The sequence below is a fragment of the Chryseobacterium sp. KBW03 genome, assembly GCF_003852415.1.
In the GTDB taxonomy this organism is placed as follows: domain Bacteria; phylum Bacteroidota; class Bacteroidia; order Flavobacteriales; family Weeksellaceae; genus Chryseobacterium; species Chryseobacterium viscerum.
Genome location: NZ_QAJO01000003.1, coordinates 359853 through 378919 on the forward strand (window position 1 = coordinate 359853; position 19067 = coordinate 378919).

21 protein-coding genes and 1 tRNA gene are annotated in these 19067 nt (G+C 36.2%); 19 read left to right on the plus strand and 3 right to left on the minus strand.

Going from position 1 to position 19067, the window contains the following annotated elements; all coding sequences use genetic code 11:
* The first annotated feature begins 2 nt into the window (after positions 1-2).
* Positions 3-1406: a RagB/SusD family nutrient uptake outer membrane protein gene (locus DBR39_RS05495; protein WP_124531201.1), complete on the plus strand. Its 1404-nt coding sequence runs from the start codon at positions 3-5 to the stop codon at positions 1404-1406.
* A gap of 16 nt (positions 1407-1422) precedes the next feature.
* Positions 1423-2301: a glycerophosphodiester phosphodiesterase family protein gene (locus DBR39_RS05500; RefSeq protein ID WP_124531203.1), complete on the plus strand. Its 879-nt coding sequence runs from the start codon at positions 1423-1425 to the stop codon at positions 2299-2301.
* A 153-nt stretch (positions 2302-2454) separates the two neighbouring features.
* Here DBR39_RS05500 and DBR39_RS05505 read toward each other — a convergent pair.
* A tRNA-Ala gene (locus DBR39_RS05505) sits at positions 2455-2528 on the minus strand.
* Between the two features lie 214 nt (positions 2529-2742).
* Between DBR39_RS05505 and DBR39_RS05510 the strand changes: the two genes are divergently transcribed.
* From DBR39_RS05510 to DBR39_RS05530, 5 genes are all read left to right on the plus strand, one after another.
* Entirely contained in the window at positions 2743-3534 is a 792-nt protein-coding gene (locus DBR39_RS05510; RefSeq protein ID WP_124531205.1) for a hypothetical protein, read from the plus strand.
* 43 nt (positions 3535-3577) lie between these two features.
* Positions 3578-4372, plus strand: a complete 795-nt coding sequence (locus DBR39_RS05515; RefSeq protein WP_124531207.1) for a hypothetical protein — start codon at positions 3578-3580, stop codon at positions 4370-4372.
* A gap of 38 nt (positions 4373-4410) precedes the next feature.
* Positions 4411-5226 (plus strand): hypothetical protein, encoded by an 816-nt coding sequence (locus DBR39_RS05520; protein WP_124531209.1) that lies wholly within the window; start codon positions 4411-4413, stop codon positions 5224-5226.
* 444 nt (positions 5227-5670) lie between these two features.
* The gene (gene arr / locus DBR39_RS24590) at positions 5671-6084 is read left to right on the plus strand and encodes an NAD(+)--rifampin ADP-ribosyltransferase (protein ID WP_410494252.1); all 414 of its coding nucleotides are present in this window, start codon (positions 5671-5673) and stop codon (positions 6082-6084) included.
* Between the two features lie 156 nt (positions 6085-6240).
* Entirely contained in the window at positions 6241-6420 is a 180-nt protein-coding gene (locus DBR39_RS05530) for a bacteriocin-like protein (protein WP_124531213.1), read from the plus strand.
* A gap of 93 nt (positions 6421-6513) precedes the next feature.
* On the opposite strand, the gene DBR39_RS05535 is transcribed toward DBR39_RS05530, so the two are convergent.
* Entirely contained in the window at positions 6514-7200 is a 687-nt protein-coding gene (locus DBR39_RS05535; protein ID WP_124531215.1) for a hypothetical protein, read from the minus strand.
* A 385-nt stretch (positions 7201-7585) separates the two neighbouring features.
* Here DBR39_RS05535 and DBR39_RS05540 point away from each other — a divergent pair, with 385 nt between their 5' ends.
* The gene (locus DBR39_RS05540) at positions 7586-7954 is read left to right on the plus strand and encodes a hypothetical protein (protein WP_109739013.1); all 369 of its coding nucleotides are present in this window, start codon (positions 7586-7588) and stop codon (positions 7952-7954) included.
* A 37-nt stretch (positions 7955-7991) separates the two neighbouring features.
* Here the strand turns inward: DBR39_RS05540 and DBR39_RS05545 are convergent, their stop codons facing one another.
* Positions 7992-8687 carry a hypothetical protein gene (locus DBR39_RS05545; protein WP_228447769.1) on the minus strand — a complete coding sequence of 232 codons (696 nt, stop codon included), beginning with the start codon at positions 8685-8687 and terminating at the stop codon, positions 7992-7994.
* A gap of 96 nt (positions 8688-8783) precedes the next feature.
* Here DBR39_RS05545 and DBR39_RS05550 point away from each other — a divergent pair, with 96 nt between their 5' ends.
* The 11 genes from DBR39_RS05550 (at position 8784) to hisD (ending at position 18652) form a co-directional block, all read left to right on the plus strand.
* The gene (locus DBR39_RS05550) at positions 8784-9356 is read left to right on the plus strand and encodes a C40 family peptidase (RefSeq protein ID WP_124531217.1); all 573 of its coding nucleotides are present in this window, start codon (positions 8784-8786) and stop codon (positions 9354-9356) included.
* A 21-nt stretch (positions 9357-9377) separates the two neighbouring features.
* A complete protein-coding gene (locus tag DBR39_RS05555) occupies positions 9378-9704 on the plus strand; it encodes a LytR/AlgR family response regulator transcription factor (protein WP_124531219.1) in 327 nt (108 codons plus the stop codon).
* Positions 9705-9811: 107 nt separating this feature from the next.
* A complete protein-coding gene (locus DBR39_RS05560) occupies positions 9812-10183 on the plus strand; it encodes a DUF2255 family protein (protein ID WP_124531221.1) in 372 nt (123 codons plus the stop codon).
* Between the two features lie 297 nt (positions 10184-10480).
* Positions 10481-11092: a methyltransferase family protein gene (locus tag DBR39_RS05565; RefSeq protein ID WP_228447770.1), complete on the plus strand. Its 612-nt coding sequence runs from the start codon at positions 10481-10483 to the stop codon at positions 11090-11092.
* 83 nt (positions 11093-11175) lie between these two features.
* Positions 11176-11988, plus strand: a complete 813-nt coding sequence (locus DBR39_RS05570; RefSeq protein ID WP_077417676.1) for a 2,3,4,5-tetrahydropyridine-2,6-dicarboxylate N-succinyltransferase — start codon at positions 11176-11178, stop codon at positions 11986-11988.
* 29 nt (positions 11989-12017) lie between these two features.
* Positions 12018-13187 (plus strand): glycosyltransferase family 87 protein, encoded by a 1170-nt coding sequence (locus DBR39_RS05575; protein WP_124531225.1) that lies wholly within the window; start codon positions 12018-12020, stop codon positions 13185-13187.
* Positions 13188-13192: 5 nt separating this feature from the next.
* Positions 13193-14122, plus strand: a complete 930-nt coding sequence (locus DBR39_RS05580) for a glycosyltransferase family 2 protein (protein WP_124531226.1) — start codon at positions 13193-13195, stop codon at positions 14120-14122.
* Position 14123: 1 nt separating this feature from the next.
* Complete coding sequence (locus tag DBR39_RS05585) at positions 14124-14900, plus strand: polysaccharide deacetylase family protein (protein ID WP_124531228.1); 777 nt, start codon at positions 14124-14126, stop codon at positions 14898-14900.
* Positions 14897-15994, plus strand: a complete 1098-nt coding sequence (locus DBR39_RS05590; protein WP_124531230.1) for a glycosyltransferase family 4 protein — start codon at positions 14897-14899, stop codon at positions 15992-15994. Before DBR39_RS05585 ends, DBR39_RS05590 begins: the two co-directional genes overlap by 4 nt.
* 247 nt (positions 15995-16241) lie before the next feature.
* Positions 16242-17099 (plus strand): ATP phosphoribosyltransferase, encoded by an 858-nt coding sequence (gene hisG, locus DBR39_RS05595; protein WP_124531232.1) that lies wholly within the window; start codon positions 16242-16244, stop codon positions 17097-17099.
* Positions 17100-17377: 278 nt separating this feature from the next.
* Positions 17378-18652, plus strand: coding sequence for a histidinol dehydrogenase (gene hisD, locus DBR39_RS05600; RefSeq protein WP_124531235.1), 1275 nt, complete (start codon positions 17378-17380; stop codon positions 18650-18652).
* Positions 18653-19067 lie beyond the last annotated feature (415 nt).

A 19067-nucleotide genomic window follows, 5' to 3' on the forward strand; every position in this document is an offset into this window, starting at 1 on the left:
TCATGAAAAAAATATTCATTACAATATTCAGCCTTTCGGTGATGTGCTCTTGTTCGTCTGATCTTTTGAATGTAAATCCTGAAGCACAGAAAGTATCATCCCAATTCTATACTAATTCTTCAGAAATTGAGCAGGGAATCATTTCGGTCTATGGAGCGCTTCAGTACACTGGACAGTATCAGCTGGCAATGCCGGCTTTGGGAGAATTGCCTTCAGATAATACCTATGATGAGGTTCCTGCCAACGATGCTTTTACGTATGGTGAGCTGGATTTTTTCACGATACAGCCTAATAATAGTCTTATTGCAAGTGCTTGGAAGGATAATTATGTTGGTATTCAACAGGCCAATATTATTTTGACGAGAATAGGGAAAATTCCTGATATGACTGATGCACTGAAGAATACAAGAATCGGCGAAATGAAATTTCTGAGAGCATTGATGTATTTTAACCTGGTGAGAATTTTTGGGGATGTTCCGTTGGTTTTAAAAGAAACTACGAATGTGAATGATTATTTCGGGCAGCCAAGAACTCCTGTTGCAGAGGTATATTCTGCTGTAGAAAAGGATTTGAAAGAAGCCATCGATCTTTTGCCAACCACCACAACACAAAAGGGGAGAGTGACAAAAGGAGCTGCTTTGGGAATTTTGGGTAAAGTACTTTTAACACAAAAGAAATTTGCTGAATCGTTGACGTATTTAAATCAGGTTGAATCTCTAGGATATCAGCTTTTGACCGATGTCAATAAAATTTTTGATGTCACCAATAAAAATAATGCTGAAATTATTTTTGATGTACAGTTTGCTTCAGGATTGAACGGAAATTCGGAAGGAAGCACTGCATTTCAGATGTTCAGCCCGTCCGGATCGGTTTCAGGGGCGAAAGGTCATAACCTTCCGACCAAAGAAGTTTATAATTTTTATTCGGCTGGAGATACGAGACGTGCTGCATATATCGGACTGACTTCAAACGGAATTCCTTTCAGTAAAAAATTAGTAAAAACCTCGAATACTATTGCCGATGGAGGAAGCAATTTTGTGGTCCTGAGATTAGCCGATGTTTTTCTGATGATGGCAGAGTGCTTTGCTGAACAAAATGATTTTGCCAATGCGAATCTATATGTAAATAAAATTAAAACCAGAGCAGGAATTGCTGCTGTCAACCTCTCAACAAAAGAGGCGTTGCTTAATGAAATTGACCGCGAAAGAAGGCTTGAGTTTGTAGGAGAGGGACATCGTTGGTTTGATCTCCTGAGGACCGGAAAGGCTATTTCGGTGATGACGGCTCATTTTAATAATAATGCAGGGTACAGTACTGCACAGATCAAACCATATCATCTTCTGATGCCAGTTCCGCAGGGACAGATCAATACAGATCCTGCTATTAAACAAAATCCTGGATATTAATTCAAAAATTAAAATTATGCTAAACAATAAATTATTACAATTATTTCTTCTTATTTTCTCTTCTCTGTTCATTGCTCAACAAAAGAAAGTTTCACTTTCTGATTTTCCTGATAGTAAAGTAATGGTAGTTGCTCATCGTGGTGATTGGAGAGAAGCTCCGGAAAACTCTGTATGGGCAGTAAAAAAGGCCATTGAAAAGGGAGTTGATATGGCTGAAATAGACCTTGCCATGACCAAAGATAGTGTGTTGATCCTGATGCACGACAATACCATAGACAGAACGACGACCGGAAAAGGGAAACCCTCTGATTTTACATTAGCCGAAATCAAAAAACTGCATCTGAGAGACGGTTTGGGAGTAGAAACCCAAATGAATGTTCCCACATTACAGGAGATTTTGGAGATCTCAGAGGGAAAAATTCTTCTGAATCTGGATAAAGGTTTTGATTATATAAAGCAGGTATATCCTTTGGTGAAAAAAAGAAATATGCTCGATCAGATTTTGTTTAAAGGTCACGAATCTTACAAGGAATTCAACCAAAAATACGGCGATATCAAAAATGATATTCATTATATGCCGATTATTCAATTGGGGAAAGATGAAGATCTGAAAAAGATCTCAGAATATATCAATAATTATAAAATCTACGGTTTTGAATTCACGATAGGAACGACAGAAAAGAATCTGATTGATTTTAAAAAGCTGAGAGAAAAGAAGGTTAAAATCTGGGTAAATTCCTTATGGCCTCATCATAATGCGGGAAATAACGATGATCTGGTGTTGGATCATCCTAATGTTTATGATTGGTATATTAATAAAGGAGTAAACATTATTCAGACGGACCGCCCAAAAGAGCTGATTAATTATTTGAAGAGTAAAAAGCTTTATTTTTAAGAATTAAATAACCGGAATTTCCAATTTTTACTCTTTATTATTGAATAAGGGTTTGGAGGAGAAAGCTTTAGAATTTCATCATCAAAAAACCCCTGCAAAATTTAAATTTTGCAGGGGTTTTAATTTTTTAGCATATATCTTACATGCTTTCAGTGGAGAATACGGGATTCGAACCCGTGACCTTTTGACTGCCAGTCAAACGCGCTAGCCAACTGCGCCAATCCCCCATGTTTTCCTCAATTTTTGAGTGGTACAAAAGTAAGTATTTAATTGATATATGCAAATGTTTTATATATTATTTCTCAAAATAAATGATCATTTTTTATAACCTGAGTTTCTTATTCAATTTTTTTTATCAAAATAAAAACCGAATAAGTATTTAACTCGTAAATATTTTCAAAGATATTTTTTGTTTATAAAAACTAATGCAATTATACAGAAATGAAAACAGTGAATTTTATTGCTCTTTTTTTATTTGCCGGTTTTTCAATGATAAAAGCCCAAATCGGAATCGGTACTTCTTCTCCCAATGCCAATGCAATGCTGGATGTAACCAGCACGAATAAAGGGGTATTACTTCCAAGGATTGCTCTTGTTTCTACCAATAGTGCATCTCCTCTTTCTGCCCATGTTGCCGGAATAACAGTTTATAATACAGCTACTAATACTTCTGTGGCTTCCAATCCTGTATATCCGGGACAATATTATAATGATGGTACTCAATGGGTAAGGAAATCTACATGGAATGATGTAAGAGCAATTACCGGGGGAAGTATAAGCGATCCTATTTCACTGATCACGGCAGATGTTGCTGCCGAAACCGCAGCGAATACAGTACTTAGTACTATTTCTTTTACGTTAGACAGACCTTCCACTGTAGAGTTCAGTGCTAATGTTTCTACCCGGTATACAGCTTCCGGGAGCAATACAACCCCATTATCAGACGGAGCTGTAAAATTATGTACAATCAACTTTCAGTTCACAACAGCTCCTGCCGGAGTATCTACAACAGCTTTTTTTGGTGATCATTCTTCCTCCTATACCAATTCGTTTTCGTCTGCCGGAACAGCTACAGGAGATGTTTACCTTAATCCATATGGAGTCGTTACCTTACCTGTGGGCAGCTATGTTTTGAACTTAAGAGGCTCTGTTTTGAGTGGGACAGCCTTCAGAATAGGATATGGCGGAGGAACTCATGATATGATTCAGATTAAAGCAACTCCATTACGGTAATTAGGAAACCATTGTATTTTAACACCATTTAAAAATTAAAGAAATGAAAAAAAATAAATATACCATTCCAATATTCATGGCTTGTTTTTTATTTTCACATGCTCAGGTAGGTATAGGCTTACCGGATCCAAATGCCAATGCACAATTGGATATCGCAAGCACTAATAAAGGTTTTTTACTGCCTAGAGTAGCATTGATCGCAACTAATAATCCGGCACCACTTACAAGTCATGTTGCGGGAATGATAGTATACAATACAGCAACCAATATTTCTGTTGCTGCCAATCCGGTATATCCCGGTGAGTACTATAATGACGGAACCCAATGGCAGAGAAATTCGGCTTCGAATGATATGAAAATGATAGCGGGAGGTACTATTGCTGATTTGCTTTCATCCATTCCTGTTGATGTTCCGGCAGCCAGTCCTGTTAATACCACTTTAACTACATTTTCTTTTACTCTGGACAGGCCTTCGAGCGTAGAGTTCGGAGGAAATATATCCATGTCTTTTACAGCGAATGGTGATAGCAACACCCCGGTAGGTGATTCATCTGTAAAACTTGTTACTGTGAATTTCATATTTACTTCAGCACCCAGCGGAATAGCTGTTAATGCTCCATTTGGAGACAGTACTATGACTTATATGAATACAACTACGGCTAATATAACCACCATTACGGGTAATCTTTATACAGCTCCTCATGCTATACTTCAATTACCAGCAGGAAATTATGTTGTTAATTTAAACGGATCAGCCTCTGGTGCCACTGCCTTTAGAGTCACTTATGGATCAGGTGTACGTGATCTTGCTCAGATTAAAGCCACTCCAACAAAATAAACGGAAATACTGAATATAAATTGACTAAAACCAAACTAATGAAAAATTTATTTCTTCCATTAATTATTTTTCTAGGTGTTTCATCCCCAGTAGCAGCACAAGTGGGAATAGGCCTTGCTTCACCCAACAGCAATGCAATGCTGGATGTAAGCAGCACCAATAAGGGCTTATTACTTCCCAGAGTAGCCCTTACAGCAACCAATAATCCGTCACCCCTTTCAGCTCATGTTGCCGGAATGACCGTATACAATACTGCAACAAATAATTCTGTGGCAACAAATCCTGTGTATCCGGGAGAATATTACAATGATGGGAGTCAGTGGCAGAGAACAGCCGCCTGGTTTGAAAAAACGATGTTTTCTGGAGGTACAATAAACGGAGATGCAGTTGCTGCAACAATTTTAGATGTTCCGGCAGCTACAACCAGTGGTTCCATATCGACTATTACTTTGGCGACCCTATCATTTACTCTAAGCAAACCTTCTTTAGTGGAATTTAATTCTAATATTTCTGTGGTTTTCACCAACTCAGGTATAGCTCAGGGTGCTGCCGGAGCTGGAATAACGGATAATGTCGTAAAACTTTGCAGTCTTTATTACTCGTTTACCGCTGCACCTGCCGGTATCCCTACTAATAGCGTATTTGGATTATCCTCACTAACTTATATTAATAGCTTTGCAACATTTGTTGCAACAGGTAATTTTTATCTTGTTCCCCGTTCTACTTTAAATTTACCTGCGGGAAATTATACCGTTACAGTAAACGGTGCCGGTGCAAGTGGAACTGCTTTTAGACTAACATTTGGCTCAGGTAACCGTGATACTATTAATATAAGAGCAACACCTGTCAAATAGATGGGTTGTAAAATCTACAAAATTTAAATTTTGTAGATTTTTTTTATTTTAAGTATTTATTTTCAAATCAATGTATTCAAATAGAATAACCTAGATTTGAAAAAAAAATACAACATGGAATTTTCACCTTTTAATCCTGTGATCAAGCTTTGCCTGCAAGGGATGAGCTTTGAAGACAAAGGAATGCCTGAAGAAGCGGACAGATTATTTCTGCAAGCCTGGGAAGAATCTTCGAATGACCATGAAAAATTTCTGGCTGCTCATTATGTAGCCCATCATCAGAAAACGATTGCCGATCGGTTAAAATGGCTTGAAACCTCTTTAGAATTTGCTTTAAAAATAAATGATGATACGGTTAAAAGTGCTCTGCCTTCTCTTTACCAGAATATCTCCAAATGTTATGATGATTTAGGAGATACAGAAACATCAAAAAAGAATGCCGAACTGGCATTGTTACTTAAAAACCATCCATCTGATAAAGGTCCTTTTTATCACGGAACAAAAGCCGATCTGCATATTGGAGATCTGCTTACGGCTGGAGGAAATTCGAACTACAATGCGGAATTAAAAATGAATCATATTTATTTCACAGCTTTAGCCAATGGGGCAGGGCTGGCTGCTGCACTGGCAAAAGGTGATGGAGCAGAGCGCGTATATATGGTGGAGGCAACAGGAAATTTTGAAAATGATCCCAATGTTACAGATAAAAAGTTTCCCGGAAATCCCACTCGTTCTTATCGCTCCGAAATGCCTCTGAAAATCATCGGGGAAATTACGGAGTGGAGTAAGCCAGCTCCTGAAGACCTTCAAAAATTTCGTGAAAAATTAGATCATAATAAAGGAGAAATCATTAATTAGTATTTCAAAGACAATATTTGAAACAAGTTTTTCATTGATCCCATAGTTTTTTTGTCTTCCGGTTTTGAGCTTTCTATTGGGTAATTTTCTTCTACAAAGTAATTCTCTATTTGAGGAATATTCCTATATTTGGGGCGAACTAAAACATTATAAACCATGAAAAATTTCAAAAAACTAACAAGAGACAATTTAAAAGACATTTCAGGAGGTGCAGGCCCAATTCCTCATTGCAGAGTAGGATACATCTATATGTGCCAGGCAGAAGCAGCTTGTTTTCCTGATCAGGATATTTGGGATTGTGCTTGCGGGTGTGTACCTGTAACAAAACCAGTATAATATAAAGCCCTCTGAAAAGAGGGCTTTCCATTTTAATAAAAACAGCCACAATGAAATATTGTGGCTGCTCTTTTTGAAATAAAATATCAAGTATTATAAAGATCTGGAGCGGGCAATATTAATAAGGTATACAAGATGTGCATACATACTTCGCTTTACAGACTCTATTTTTATATCTCCGGTCGTTTGATTGATCGTTGTTACAATGTCAGTATTACACTGTCCGCCGAAGTCACCACTTCCTAAATAGTTTACCGTATTAGTGGCTGCTGTGTAAGAAATTCTTGGGTAGTCAGGAGCCGTCTGGTTGGGAGCAGCTGTTGTGTTCGAAAATCCTTTGTTATCAACATATCGAGCTGTCCATGTTCCCAGGAACTGCCCGTTAAATGTATTAATTCCCTGGCCTACCACAACCTGAGTGTCTACAGGATTGGTGAATCCTGAGCAGGAAGTATAATGGTTTAAGGAAACCGTACAGGAAGAAGCATTATCTGTAGGTTGGAAGCATTTTCCTTCATATAAGGTTAATCTTTGTGCAGTAGCTGACATAGAGGTGTTGAGTAGAGCTTTTGGAGCAAAAATTTCTTCAGGAGAAATTAAAGTCAAAACTCCCTGAGCATCAGCCGCAACAATTTTTTTTTCAGCATTTGAAAGTCCTCTTACCCTTACAAGACCATTGATATCCAGCGTGTGAGATGGAGTATTTGTATTAATCCCTACCTGTGCTGTTAAAGTACCACATAAAGCAATTGCTGCCAAAAAGAATGTTTTTGTTTTCATGTTATTTTTGAAAAGGTTAAATTTTTCACTAAGGTAAGAAATATATGTAAAATGGAAGTGAAAATTACTTTAAATAATGGAATAAAGTAATTGTAAACATATATTGAATGGATAAATTTAATTTTTTAACGATCTTATTTAAGATAACTCAAAAATTACACACCCTATATTTGTTTGAAAAATATTTGTATTTTAGCCGAAATATGTTGATTTTTAACAAACATATTGGTGACTAATTAAAATTCAGATAATTTGAATGAAAAAATTAGTAGATTTGCACGGAACAAAAAAATAATAAATATTAAACAGTATTCTCTGTGACGAAACCTTCAGGACAGAAGACATAGAGAATAACAGGATTTTAGGTTATAAAACTACTGAAACTATGAAGAAACTTTTTTTACTTTTATTAACGGCGTTTTTATTTATCGGTTGCAGCTCCAATGATGATACCATTTATGATTATGTAGGAACATGGTCTGGTTCTTATGAAGGAAATGATAAAGGAGTATGGAACATTGTGGTAGACAAAAGTGGTAAAGTGGTAGGTACAATGCATTCCGATGTTAATAATGAAAACTATAATATTTCCGGAAATTTAAGTGAAACAGGAGATCTTAACGCAAGAGTAGGACTTCCTTCACAAGGAGATTTCAAAGGAACTTTAACTACGGATAAAAAAGGTAACGGAAACTGGTCCAACTCAATTCCTACCCCTGCAAGAGCAGGAACCTGGAAGGGAGAAAAGAAATAAAAACAAGAAAGTCTGCAGATTCTGCAGACTTTTTTATTTAAACAAACCCCATATGGGTAATTGCATCATTCTCATTCTTCAATGCTATAAAATAGAGGAGAAGATCATCATCTGAAAAATGCTTTTTAAAAAAGCCTTTCTGTTGCTTATCAAAACTCATTATTTCTTCAGTACATTCAGTACTATAGTTTTCAGAATCCAATTTTATTGTTAAAATAACTGCTGTATTCACATTACAATCATCATCCTTATATAGGATATTATTTTGAATACGGATACAATCCGAAACATTCTGAATGGTACCCAGCTGGAATCCTCTCAGAAGTTTTTTTCCTTCTTCAGTTCTTAATCCATTTTCAACAGTTCGTTTTCCTCTTTCGGAAACTACATCTAAATCTTTGATTTCGGTCATCAGCTTGGCAAACTTCTGGTAGAGGAGGGGATCTCCTGCTTCTTTTATATACCCTGCAAGATTGTTTCGGATAATCTTTCCAATTTTTGAACAGTGCCCGAATTCCGAGCTGTTTTGGCGGACTTTTTCATATGACGCACTTTTTTTAAAAGCCGTTTTATTGAACCCGCTTTTCTTCCGAACCACATTTTTGCCATTCAGATTATAAAATACCAGGTCGCCTACAGCCCCTGTGATCTTGATTACACTTTCATATGTTGCCATATCTTCAAAATAGAGATCAAATATACCAATAAATAATGAAAATAAAATTTTTAACATATATTTATAATATAGTTGTAGTATAGTTATATCATAATTAAAATATAAAATGTATATTTGTGAAGAATTAGTTAAATAAGTATAAATCAGTGGAGTATGGGATTGGGATTATTTACACAAAGAATAAAAATAAAGCAGTTATCTGTTTTGCTGATTACATCTGCTTTCGTGGTTTCCTGCGGAGCTTCGAAAAGTGCTTCCAATAATAAGAAATCAGGGACCAAAACAGTCGCGAAATCTGAGAACCTCAGAAAACTGGATTCAAAATTTAATGGTAATGTATCCAGGTCTATCAATGATATTCTTAAAGATGCTGAGAAATACATCGGAACTCCTTACAAATTCGGAGGAAATACATCATCAGGATTTGACTGTTCCGGGTTTACCGTAAAAGTATTTGAAGAAAACGATTTTAACCTTCCCAGAAGATCTTCTGATCAGGCTGAAGCCGGAAAGAATATTGATATCAAAGACGTAAAGCCTGGAGATTTATTATTTTTTGCTACCGCTGGAGGAAGCAGGGTATCTCATGTAGGGATTGTTCATGATATTGGTTCGGATGGAGAAGTAAGATTCATTCATGCTTCTACTTCAAAAGGCGTCATGATCTCATCCCTGAACGAGAAATACTGGAATAAGGCTTACCTTCACGCTCAAAGGGTTTTATAAGCTCTATTTACAATTGCCGCTATGGAAAACCGGACATTTGCTTTTATTAAATCTGATAAAAAACTGATCAAGCTTTTCTTCAAAGATATCAATGTCATCAAGGGACTTGGCAACTATGTGGAAATTCATACCATAGATCATAAAAGATTTATTTATTACAAAACACTTAAAGATCTGATTGAAACGCTGCCGGATGAATTCATGCGGGTTCACAATTCATATATTGTCAATTTGACGAATATTGCGTCTTTTGAAGACAATCAGCTGATATGTGGTGACTTAAAAATTACAGTTGCCAAAAGTTACAAAGAATGTTTTCATACTACTCTTAGTAAAATGATGCTTTAAAGCGGTCAACATCAGAAAAACATTCATCCAAATCCTATTTCTGACCCAGTACATAAAAAAGTTTTCCTTTCTGTTTTCTTATCCTAGTTTTACCAAAAATTGAGATAATGAATAAAGACAGCGCATTAGATTACATTAATAATAACAATATTATCGGAATAAAAGCAGGTCTGCAAAGACTGGATTTTCTTGAAATCTGGATGGTTGTTGTTCAAAATAGAATATTTGCAAGATCGTGGGGGCTCGCCGAGAAAAGCTGGTATAATACCTTTTTAAAAGACTCAGCAGGAGAAATCTTATGTGGCGAAACCATTCATCCTATAAAAGCAGTCATTCCCGAAGATATCAATGATCTTACCGAAGAAATTAATCAGGCCTATTTAAATAAATACAGTACGGGTCATAATATCCAATATTCACAAGGAATTGTTCAGGAAAAACATGTTGCAAAAACAATGGAGTTCATTATTTTGGATTAAATAAATTAAATATGTATAATCTCCTCAATCTGCGTAAGAACGGTATAAATATTCAATAGAAACGGGCTTTAGCCCGTTTAATAAGAAAACAAACGTTCAAATTGGCTTTAGCCGAAACTTATTTTATAATACTTTTTAACCACCCCGTCAAAAATTCTTTGAATTTTCGCCACCCCTCCAAAGGATGGGAATTCTTAGGTTTCCAATTGAAAAATTTCTGTAATTAAAATAGACTTCTTTTCATTGCAATAGCATTGCATCATAAATCTGATGAAATTTGTCAAAAACAATTTTACTATGACCGATTTCATCAGATTCTTTATTCCTTTATACTTTATTCTTTTCTTTATTGTTTCCTTTTTAGGAATAAGTTATAAAGTAGCACAACAGATTGGTAAAAACCCTAACGTTCTCCCAAAAGACGGCTCCGCCTATGCATTGGTGGGATTATACTTTAAAATGATTCTGCTGGCGTTGTTGGTATATGTGATGCTCCTTTTATTTTTCCCTGAAGATATTTTCCCTGTTTTTAAAATCAGTTGTATGGAAGATGATATTTTTAAATATACAGGATTCGTTTTATTGATTTTCGCTTTTATTTGGGTATGTATCGCCCAGCTGCAAATGAAAGAATCGTGGCGTATCGGTATTGACCGCGAAATAAAAACGGAGCTGATCACTCATGGACTATTCCGTTTTTCAAGAAATCCTATATTTTTAGGAATGACCATAAGCCTGATTGGTTTTTTCTTTGTTGTTCCAACTGTCATTGTTTTTGCTTTCCTGCTGATTGGGAGTATTTTGATGCAAATTCAGATACGGCTTGAAGAAGAGTATTTGCTGAAACAGCACGGAGAAATCTACCAGGCCTATAAAAAGAGGGTTAAGCGTATGTTGAACCTTTATTAAAAGCAGCATGTTAAAAACGGTTTTGCTGAACTTTTTTGTATCTTTGGGCAGTATAATTTTTCAAACTAATTTAAATAAGAAACATGTCGTTACAACAAACTATTGAAAATATCTGGGACAACAGAGAATTATTGCAGAATGAAGACAGCCAAAAGGCGATCAGAGAGGTTATTTCTTTAGTTGATAAAGGTGAACTTCGTACTGCAGAACCTACAGAAAACGGATGGCAGGTAAATGAATGGGTGAAAAAAGCTGTAGTAATGTATTTCCCGATTCAGAAAATGGAAACTATTGAAGTAGGTCCATTTGAATTTCATGATAAAATGCCTTTGAAGAGAAACTATGCTGAAAAAGGAGTGAGAGTTGTACCACATGCAGTGGCGAGAGAAGGAGCTTATATTGCTCCGGGAGTTATTTTAATGCCATCTTATGTAAACATTGGTGCTTACGTAGATTCAGGAACGATGGTTGATACTTGGGCTACAGTGGGAAGCTGTGCACAGATCGGTAAAAATGTTCACCTGAGTGGTGGTGTAGGGATCGGTGGAGTATTGGAGCCATTACAGGCTGCTCCGGTAATCATTGAAGATGATTGCTTTATCGGTTCAAGATGTATCGTTGTAGAAGGAGTTCACGTAGAAAAAGAAGCAGTATTGGGTGCAAACGTAGTATTGACCGCTTCTACAAAAATTATCGATGTTACAGGAGATACTCCTATTGAAATCAAAGGAAGAGTTCCTGCACGTTCTGTAGTAATCCCTGGAAGCTATACAAAACAGTATCCTGCTGGAGAATATCAGGTTCCATGTGCATTGATCATTGGTCAGAGAAAGGAATCTACAGATAAGAAAACATCTCTGAATGATGCATTGAGAGAGAATAATGTAGCTGTTTAAGATTAATATTCTAAGCTAATACTACAATCTTGAAAGAAAAATTTCTTAAAATACTTTTAAACCCTAAATATATATTTGGGGTTTATCTTATTATATCGGTTGTTACAGCAATTTCCAAATATCTGAGAGGAGATTATGCGATCAATAATTATCTGATTTTTAAAAACGTATTCTTTAATACCATTCATCAGAAAAACTTATTTATCCATTATCCTGACCTATATTTTGATCTGAACCATTATGGTATATTTTTCAGTGTATTGATTGCCCCGTTCGCTATGATGCCGGACTGGCTGGGAATCTCACTCTGGAATATTGCCAATACTTTTATCTTTATCTACGGAGTCTATAAACTTCCGTTTTCAGATAGTAAAAAAGCGATTTTTGGGCTGCTTTGCCTTCAGGAATACATTACTGCAGCTTTAAGTTTGCAGTTCAATGTAGCACTGACAGGACTTTTGCTCTTATCTGCAGTATACATTTACGAAAGAAAAGAAGTAAAGTCTGTAACTGCAATTTTAATCGGAATATTTGTGAAAATCTACGGAATTGTAGGATTGACACAGTTTTTCTTCATTAAAAACAAAACCAAATTTATTCTTTCAGGAGTTGCCATTGCAGTTCTGTTTTTCGTACTGCCAATGGCCTATTCAAGCCCACAGTTTGTGATTCAGTGTTACTCGGACTGGTTTCAGTCTATTGTAGAAAAGAACAGTGAAAATCAGGTATTGGGAAACATGCAGGACATCTCACTGATGGGCTTTGTAAGAAGAGTTTTAGGAGATGCATCCATTTCCAACCTCGTGTTTTTAGCAGGTGGATTACCGCTTTTTGCTTTACCTTATATCAGAATTAAGCAATACAAACACTATGCTTTCCAATTGATGATCCTGGCCTCTACATTACTATTTTTAGTATTGTTCAGCTCCAGTTCAGAATCTCCAACATATATTATTGCTGTTGTAGGAGTACTGATATGGTTTTTCCTTCAGAAAGAAAGAACACCGTTGATTATAGGATTGCTTGTTTTTGTCATTATTTTCACGTGTTTTTCAACATCGGATCTATTCCCGAAATTTGTAAAAGAAAACTATATCATCAAATATTCATTAAAAGCCGTACCTTGCATTGTGATCTGGTTGAGAGTGACTTATGAACTTTTGACTAAGGATTTTGAGAAAAATTACAGCCTGAATTAATACATATGAAGAAAATTTCAATTGTAATTCCCGCCTATAACGAAGAAGGAAATGTTGCGATGATCCATCAGAAAATTAAAGAAGTTTTTGATGGTTTAAGCAGCTATGACTTTGAAATCATATTTGTCAATGATGGCAGTAGAGACAGTACGCAACAGAAATTAGAAGAACTTTCCAATCAATATGATGAAGTGAAATTCATCGAATTTTCCCGCAATTTTGGACACCAGCCCGCAGTGAAAGCAGGAATGGACAATGCCCTTGGAAATGCAGTCATTTCTATGGACGGAGACCTTCAGCATCCGCCGGAGCTTATTCCGGAAATGATTCAGAAATGGGAAGAAGGCAATGACGTAGTTTTTACCTATAGAACTTATCCCAAGGAGATTTCTTTTTTTAAAAGAAAAACATCAGACTTATTTTACAAACTTTTATCAAGCCTGTCAGATGTTAATTTAACGAAGGGTGGCGGCTCAGATTTCAGACTGTTGGATGCAAGAGCTGTTGAAGTTATGAGGAGTTTTAATGAAGACGATCTGTTCCTCAGAGGATTAACGAGCTGGATGGGTTTTAAACAAGCAGGAATTGACTTTACTGCAGCAGAAAGGCTCTCAGGAAAAAGCAGTTACAACCTTAAAAAGATGTTTACTTTTGCCTTTACGGGAATCACTGCTTTCAGCGTGAAACCTCTTTATCTGGCAGCCTATCTGGGCTTTTTGTTCTCAGCACTTTCTGTGATCGGGTATGGAACGTATGTGATTCATTCATTTATCGCCAAAACGGAGATTTCAGGTTGGGCATCATTGATTATGACCATTGTTTTCTTTGGCGGACTGCAGCTCATTATCTTAGGGATCATGGGAATTTATTTAGGTAAAATATTCAAACAGGTGAAAGACAGACCTAATTATATTATTAAAAACAAAAATTTTTAGAATGGTTTTATTGAGTTTTGACATTGAAGAATTTGATATGCCATTAGAATATAAGGGTGAAATTCCCTTTGAAAAGCAGATTTCAATTTCACAAACAGGATTAGAGAGAATTCTCGATATTCTTAAAAAACATAATGCCAAAGCTACTTTCTTTTCCACAGTAGTTTTTGCAGAAAACAGCAGACACCTTATCGAAAGGCTATTAAATGAAGGTCACGAACTGGCTTCTCACACGTGGTTTCATTCAGAATTTGAAGACAAACACCTGAAGGAATCAAGAGAAAAACTGGAAGAATTATTTTCCACAAAAGTAACCGGATTAAGAATGCCGAGAATGATGCCTGTAGAAGAAAAAGAAGTGGAAAGGGCAGGATATTCATACAATTCATCAATCAATCCTACGTTTTTACCAGGAAGATACAACAACTTAAAAGTATCCAGAACTTATTTCAAAGAAAGAAATGTTACTCAGGTCCCGGCCTCGGTTTCGCCTAATTTCAGAATTCCTTTGTTTTGGTTAAGTTTTCACAATTTTCCGTTGTCTTTCTACAAAAAACTGGCTTCGGATACCTTGAAAAAAGACAATTATCTCAATATTTATTTCCATCCATGGGAATTTGCAGAAATTAAGGACGAAGCATTTAAACTTCCTGGATTTACTGTGAAAAATTCTGGTAAAGAAATGGTAGAAAGATTTGATTCATTTGTAGGCTGGCTGAAAGAAAAAGGACATAGATTCGGTACATTTCAGGAATTTCAAAAACAGATACAACGATGAAGATTGCTTTTGATGCAAAACGGTTTTTCCACAATACTTCGGGTCTTGGAAATTACTCAAGAGACCTTGTAAGAATACTTTCCGAGTATGAACCGGATAATGAATATCTGTTGCTCAACAAAAACAAATCGGAGCGGGGAAAAGATATCCTGGAGCGCCCGAATGTTCAGTTCATTGAAACCTCAAAAGGAAACTTTTCACGCCAGTTGAAAATGGGTAGAGATGCCCAGAAGCAAGGTGCGGACATTTTCCATGGTTTATCCGGTGAACTTCCTTTGAAATGGGATCCAAAGCCTATTAAAAAAGTGGTTACTATTCATGATCTGATCTTTGTAAGATATCCTCAGTATTACTCTTTTTTTGACAGAAGAATCCATTTCTGGAAATTTAAAAAAGCGGCTGATATGGCAGATAAAATCATTGCAATTTCAGAACAGACCAAAAGAGATATTATTCAGTATTTAAAGGTTCCTGAGACTAAGATTGACGTTATTTATCAAGGTTGTCATCAGGCTTTTAAAGAACAGCAGTCAGCAGAACTGATGCAGGCTGCAAAAGACAAATATAAGCTTCCCGAAAGATTTATTCTCAACGTAGGAACTATTGAAGAGCGTAAAAATCTTCTGAATGTTGTAAAAGCCATCAACGGTACCGGAATTCCTCTCGTAGTGGTGGGAAGGAAGACCAAGTATTATCAGAAAATAGAAAATTTCCTTAAAAAGAACAAGATGGAAAAACAAGTGTTGTTCCTGGAAGGTGTTTCTATGGATGAGCTGGCTTGTCTCTATAAACTGGCAGATATTTTTGTGTATCCGAGCTTCTTTGAAGGCTTCGGAATCCCTGTGATTGAGGCACTTTTCTCTAAAACGGTTGTGGTGACAAGCAATACAAGCTGCCTTCCGGAAGCAGGAGGAAAAGACTCTGTTTATGTCAATCCCGATAACGATCTTGATATCCGTGCCAAAATACAATTTCTCTGGGAAAATGAATCCGAGAGAAAACGCCGTGAGGAAAAGGGTTTTGAGTTTGTTCAGAAGTTTAATGACGAACCGATTGCAAAAGAGCTGATGAATTTTTATCAAAAAATAATCTAAAAAAACTTTGCATTTTAAAAATAAATCCTACATTTGCATCACAATTCAATACAATGAAACCAATTTTTTTAGCATTACATCATTATTATCATCATCTCTGTTAGGCGGAATTGATTGATATATGTGTATGCTAAAATCAAAAATAATTAAAAACCGTCTGAGTAAATAGACGGTTTTTTTGTTTCCTGGATTCTCCTCAGAAATTTCAATAGATCAGTTTTTATTTACTCAGACCCAAAAAGGCAAAATGAGTAAATTAAAAATTGCAATCCAAAAAAGCGGCCGGCTTTATGAAGAGTCCCTACAGCTTCTCAAAGACTGTGGAATCTTTGTCAACAACGGAAAAGACCAGCTCAAAGTCTCAGTAGATAACTTTCCGATGGAAATCATGTACCTTCGGAATTCAGACATCCCGCAATACCTGGAAGACGGAGTGGTAGATGTTGCTATTCTAGGCGAAAATCTCCTGGTTGAGAAAGGCAAAAACATCAGAACAATCCAGAAGCTTGGTTTTTCAAAATGCCGTGTTTCATTGGCGGTTCCAAAAGAGGTAGAAACTGATGAAATTTCTTACTTTCAAGGAAAAAAAATTGCCACTTCTTATCCCAATACCCTCAAAAACTTTTTAGAAAAAAAAGGAATTGTCTCAGACATTCACGTGATTTCAGGTTCTGTAGAAATTGCGCCTAATATTGGTCTTGCAGATGGAATATGTGATATCGTCAGCTCCGGAAGTACCTTATTCAAAAACGGATTAAGAGAAACGGTTACTCTATTGAAATCGGAGGCTGTTTTAGCTCAAACGCCACAATTATCTCCTGAAAAAGAAGCCATTCTTGAAAAATTGGTATTCAGGATCAAAGCTGTTTTAAAAGCAAAAAATTCAAAATATATTCTGATGAATGTTCCCAACGAAAAAATCCAGAAAGTAGCTCAAGTTCTTCCGGTTTTGAAAAGTCCTACTGTCATTCCACTGGCAGAAGAAGGCTGGAGCAGCATTCATTCTGTGATTGATGAAGAGCGTTTCTGGGAAGTCATTGACGAACTGAAAGACAATGGTGCGCAGGATATCCTAATCATTCCCATTGATAAAATGGTTATTTAGAAAATTGATAATAATTAACCATTAAGATCATGAAGAGATTAAGAATAATTGATGTTGGAAAACGCAAAGGCGCAAGAAAATCTAAGATTTTCAGCAAGATATAAATATGATTCTGTGTATTTAAGTATACATTATTCAATTTTATCGAAGATAAAATCCTTGCGCCTTAAAAAAACATAGTATTCAAAAAGACTTTGCGCCTTTGCGTTTATCAAAAAGAATATAAACAATATAACTTAAAGAATCTTAATAGCTTAAAAAGGTTTAAAAATAATACAATGAAAATATACAGATATCCCCCAAAAAACACCTGGAAAGACTTAGTAAAGCGTCCTGTTTTGGAACAGAAAGAAATTTCAGGTCTGATTACAGAAATATTCTCAGAAGTTGAAAAAAACGGCGATAAGGCATTAATAGAATTCAATAAAAAGTTTGATAAGGCAGAAACGGAGAACATAAAAGTTTCTGATGCTGAAATTCAGGAGGCCGAAAAACTGATTAAGGATAAATTGAAACAAGCCATTCAACAAGCGAAAGAAAATATTTCAAAATTTCATGCTTCTCAAAAGCAAGAGCTTCAGAAAATTGAGACAACGAAAGGAGTGGTTTGCTGGCGTGAGAATCGTGCTGTAGAAAGAGTCGGAATTTATATTCCCGGAGGAACCGCTCCATTATTTTCTACAGTGTTGATGCTTGCTGTTCCTGCAAATTTGGCGGGATGTAAAGAGATTGTGCTGTGTACACCACCGGATAAGAACGGAAATATCAATCCTGCGATCCTGTATGCCGCAAAACTTTGCGGAGTTTCGGAAATCTTTAAAACAGGCGGGGCACAAGCTGTGGCTGCAATGACTTTGGGAACGGAAAGCATTCCTGCAGTTTATAAAATTTTCGGTCCGGGAAATCAGTTTGTAGTAGCTGCGAAAGAATATGCACAACGTTACGGAGTAGCTATCGATATGCCTGCTGGTCCGAGTGAAGTTCTGGTTATAGCCGATGAGCAAGCTGTTCCTGAATTTTGTGCCGCAGATCTTCTTTCCCAGGCAGAACATGGCAGCGACAGTCAGGTTGTTTTCATTACGACAGACCTTAAAGTGTTTGAAGAGACAGTAGAAGCTGTTGAGCAGCAAGTCAAAGACTTACCCAGAAATGAATTTGCAGGTCAGGCTTTGGAAAATAGTTCTTTTATTTTAATAAACTCGCTGGAAGAGGCTCTTGAATTCAGTAATCTTTATGCTCCGGAACATCTTATTCTGGCGATCAATGATTTTGAAAAGTATATTCCGGAGGTTCAGAATGCAGGTTCTGTTTTTCTTGGAAATTATTCGTGTGAGAGTGCCGGAGATTACGCCAGCGGAACCAATCACACGCTTCCTACCAACGCGTATGCGAAGAACTATAGCGGAGTCTCACTGGATAGTTTTGTGAAGAAAATAACGTTCCAGCATCTTTCCAAAGAAGGGCTTCAGAATTTAGGAGAAACAATAGAACTCATGGCAGAAGCAGAAGGTCTGTTTGCCCACAAAAATGCGGTGTCCATAAGATTAAAATAATGAATGTTGGAAAACGCAAAGACGCAAGAATTGTAATTTGACACCGTTTTAAGACGCAAGGATTTTATCTTCGATAAAATTGAATATCAAATCCATCGACATTTAGTATTTTGAAAATGAATTAGATATGCGTTTAAAATTTGTGAAATTTGTGAAATCTGCGGGAAAAATAATGTCACATCACTTGCTGAAAATCTTAGATTTTCTTGCGCCTAAAAAACATAAGATGAAAAAACTTTGCGCCTTTGCGTTGATCCAAAAAAAGAATTCAAACCATTAAGAAAACGAAGCTTTTAAGTAGAGTTAAGATTCAAATACATTTGAATTTAGCTCATTGCTTAATAAATATCTGAAGATATTTTCTTCACTATTCTTAATAACTCAACTCCTCTTAATGGTTAAAAACAATTTTATA

What these genes read in the sequence shown, in the direction of transcription:
- DBR39_RS05520 (WP_124531209.1), top strand. Translation starts at nt 4,411, where the DNA reads ATGAAAAATTTATTTCTTCCATTAATTATTTTTCTAGGTGTTTCATCC.
- DBR39_RS05540 (WP_109739013.1), top strand. Translation starts at nt 7,586, where the DNA reads ATGAAGAAACTTTTTTTACTTTTATTAACGGCGTTTTTATTTATCGGT.
- DBR39_RS05555 (WP_124531219.1), top strand. Translation starts at nt 9,378, where the DNA reads ATGGAAAACCGGACATTTGCTTTTATTAAATCTGATAAAAAACTGATC.
- DBR39_RS05530 (WP_124531213.1), top strand. Translation starts at nt 6,241, where the DNA reads ATGAAAAATTTCAAAAAACTAACAAGAGACAATTTAAAAGACATTTCA.
- DBR39_RS05510 (WP_124531205.1), top strand. Translation starts at nt 2,743, where the DNA reads ATGAAAACAGTGAATTTTATTGCTCTTTTTTTATTTGCCGGTTTTTCA.
- hisG (WP_124531232.1), top strand. Translation starts at nt 16,242, where the DNA reads ATGAGTAAATTAAAAATTGCAATCCAAAAAAGCGGCCGGCTTTATGAA.
- DBR39_RS05585 (WP_124531228.1), top strand. Translation starts at nt 14,124, where the DNA reads ATGGTTTTATTGAGTTTTGACATTGAAGAATTTGATATGCCATTAGAA.
- DBR39_RS05560 (WP_124531221.1), top strand. Translation starts at nt 9,812, where the DNA reads ATGAATAAAGACAGCGCATTAGATTACATTAATAATAACAATATTATC.
- DBR39_RS05565 (WP_228447770.1), top strand. Translation starts at nt 10,481, where the DNA reads ATGACCGATTTCATCAGATTCTTTATTCCTTTATACTTTATTCTTTTC.
- DBR39_RS05500 (WP_124531203.1), top strand. Translation starts at nt 1,423, where the DNA reads ATGCTAAACAATAAATTATTACAATTATTTCTTCTTATTTTCTCTTCT.
- DBR39_RS05580 (WP_124531226.1), top strand. Translation starts at nt 13,193, where the DNA reads ATGAAGAAAATTTCAATTGTAATTCCCGCCTATAACGAAGAAGGAAAT.
- DBR39_RS05550 (WP_124531217.1), top strand. Translation starts at nt 8,784, where the DNA reads ATGGGATTGGGATTATTTACACAAAGAATAAAAATAAAGCAGTTATCT.
- DBR39_RS05515 (WP_124531207.1), top strand. Translation starts at nt 3,578, where the DNA reads ATGAAAAAAAATAAATATACCATTCCAATATTCATGGCTTGTTTTTTA.
- hisD (WP_124531235.1), top strand. Translation starts at nt 17,378, where the DNA reads ATGAAAATATACAGATATCCCCCAAAAAACACCTGGAAAGACTTAGTA.
- DBR39_RS05545 (WP_228447769.1), bottom strand. Translation starts at nt 8,687, where the DNA reads ATGTTAAAAATTTTATTTTCATTATTTATTGGTATATTTGATCTCTAT.
- DBR39_RS05590 (WP_124531230.1), top strand. Translation starts at nt 14,897, where the DNA reads ATGAAGATTGCTTTTGATGCAAAACGGTTTTTCCACAATACTTCGGGT.
- DBR39_RS05535 (WP_124531215.1), bottom strand. Translation starts at nt 7,200, where the DNA reads ATGAAAACAAAAACATTCTTTTTGGCAGCAATTGCTTTATGTGGTACT.
- DBR39_RS05495 (WP_124531201.1), top strand. Translation starts at nt 3, where the DNA reads ATGAAAAAAATATTCATTACAATATTCAGCCTTTCGGTGATGTGCTCT.
- DBR39_RS05570 (WP_077417676.1), top strand. Translation starts at nt 11,176, where the DNA reads ATGTCGTTACAACAAACTATTGAAAATATCTGGGACAACAGAGAATTA.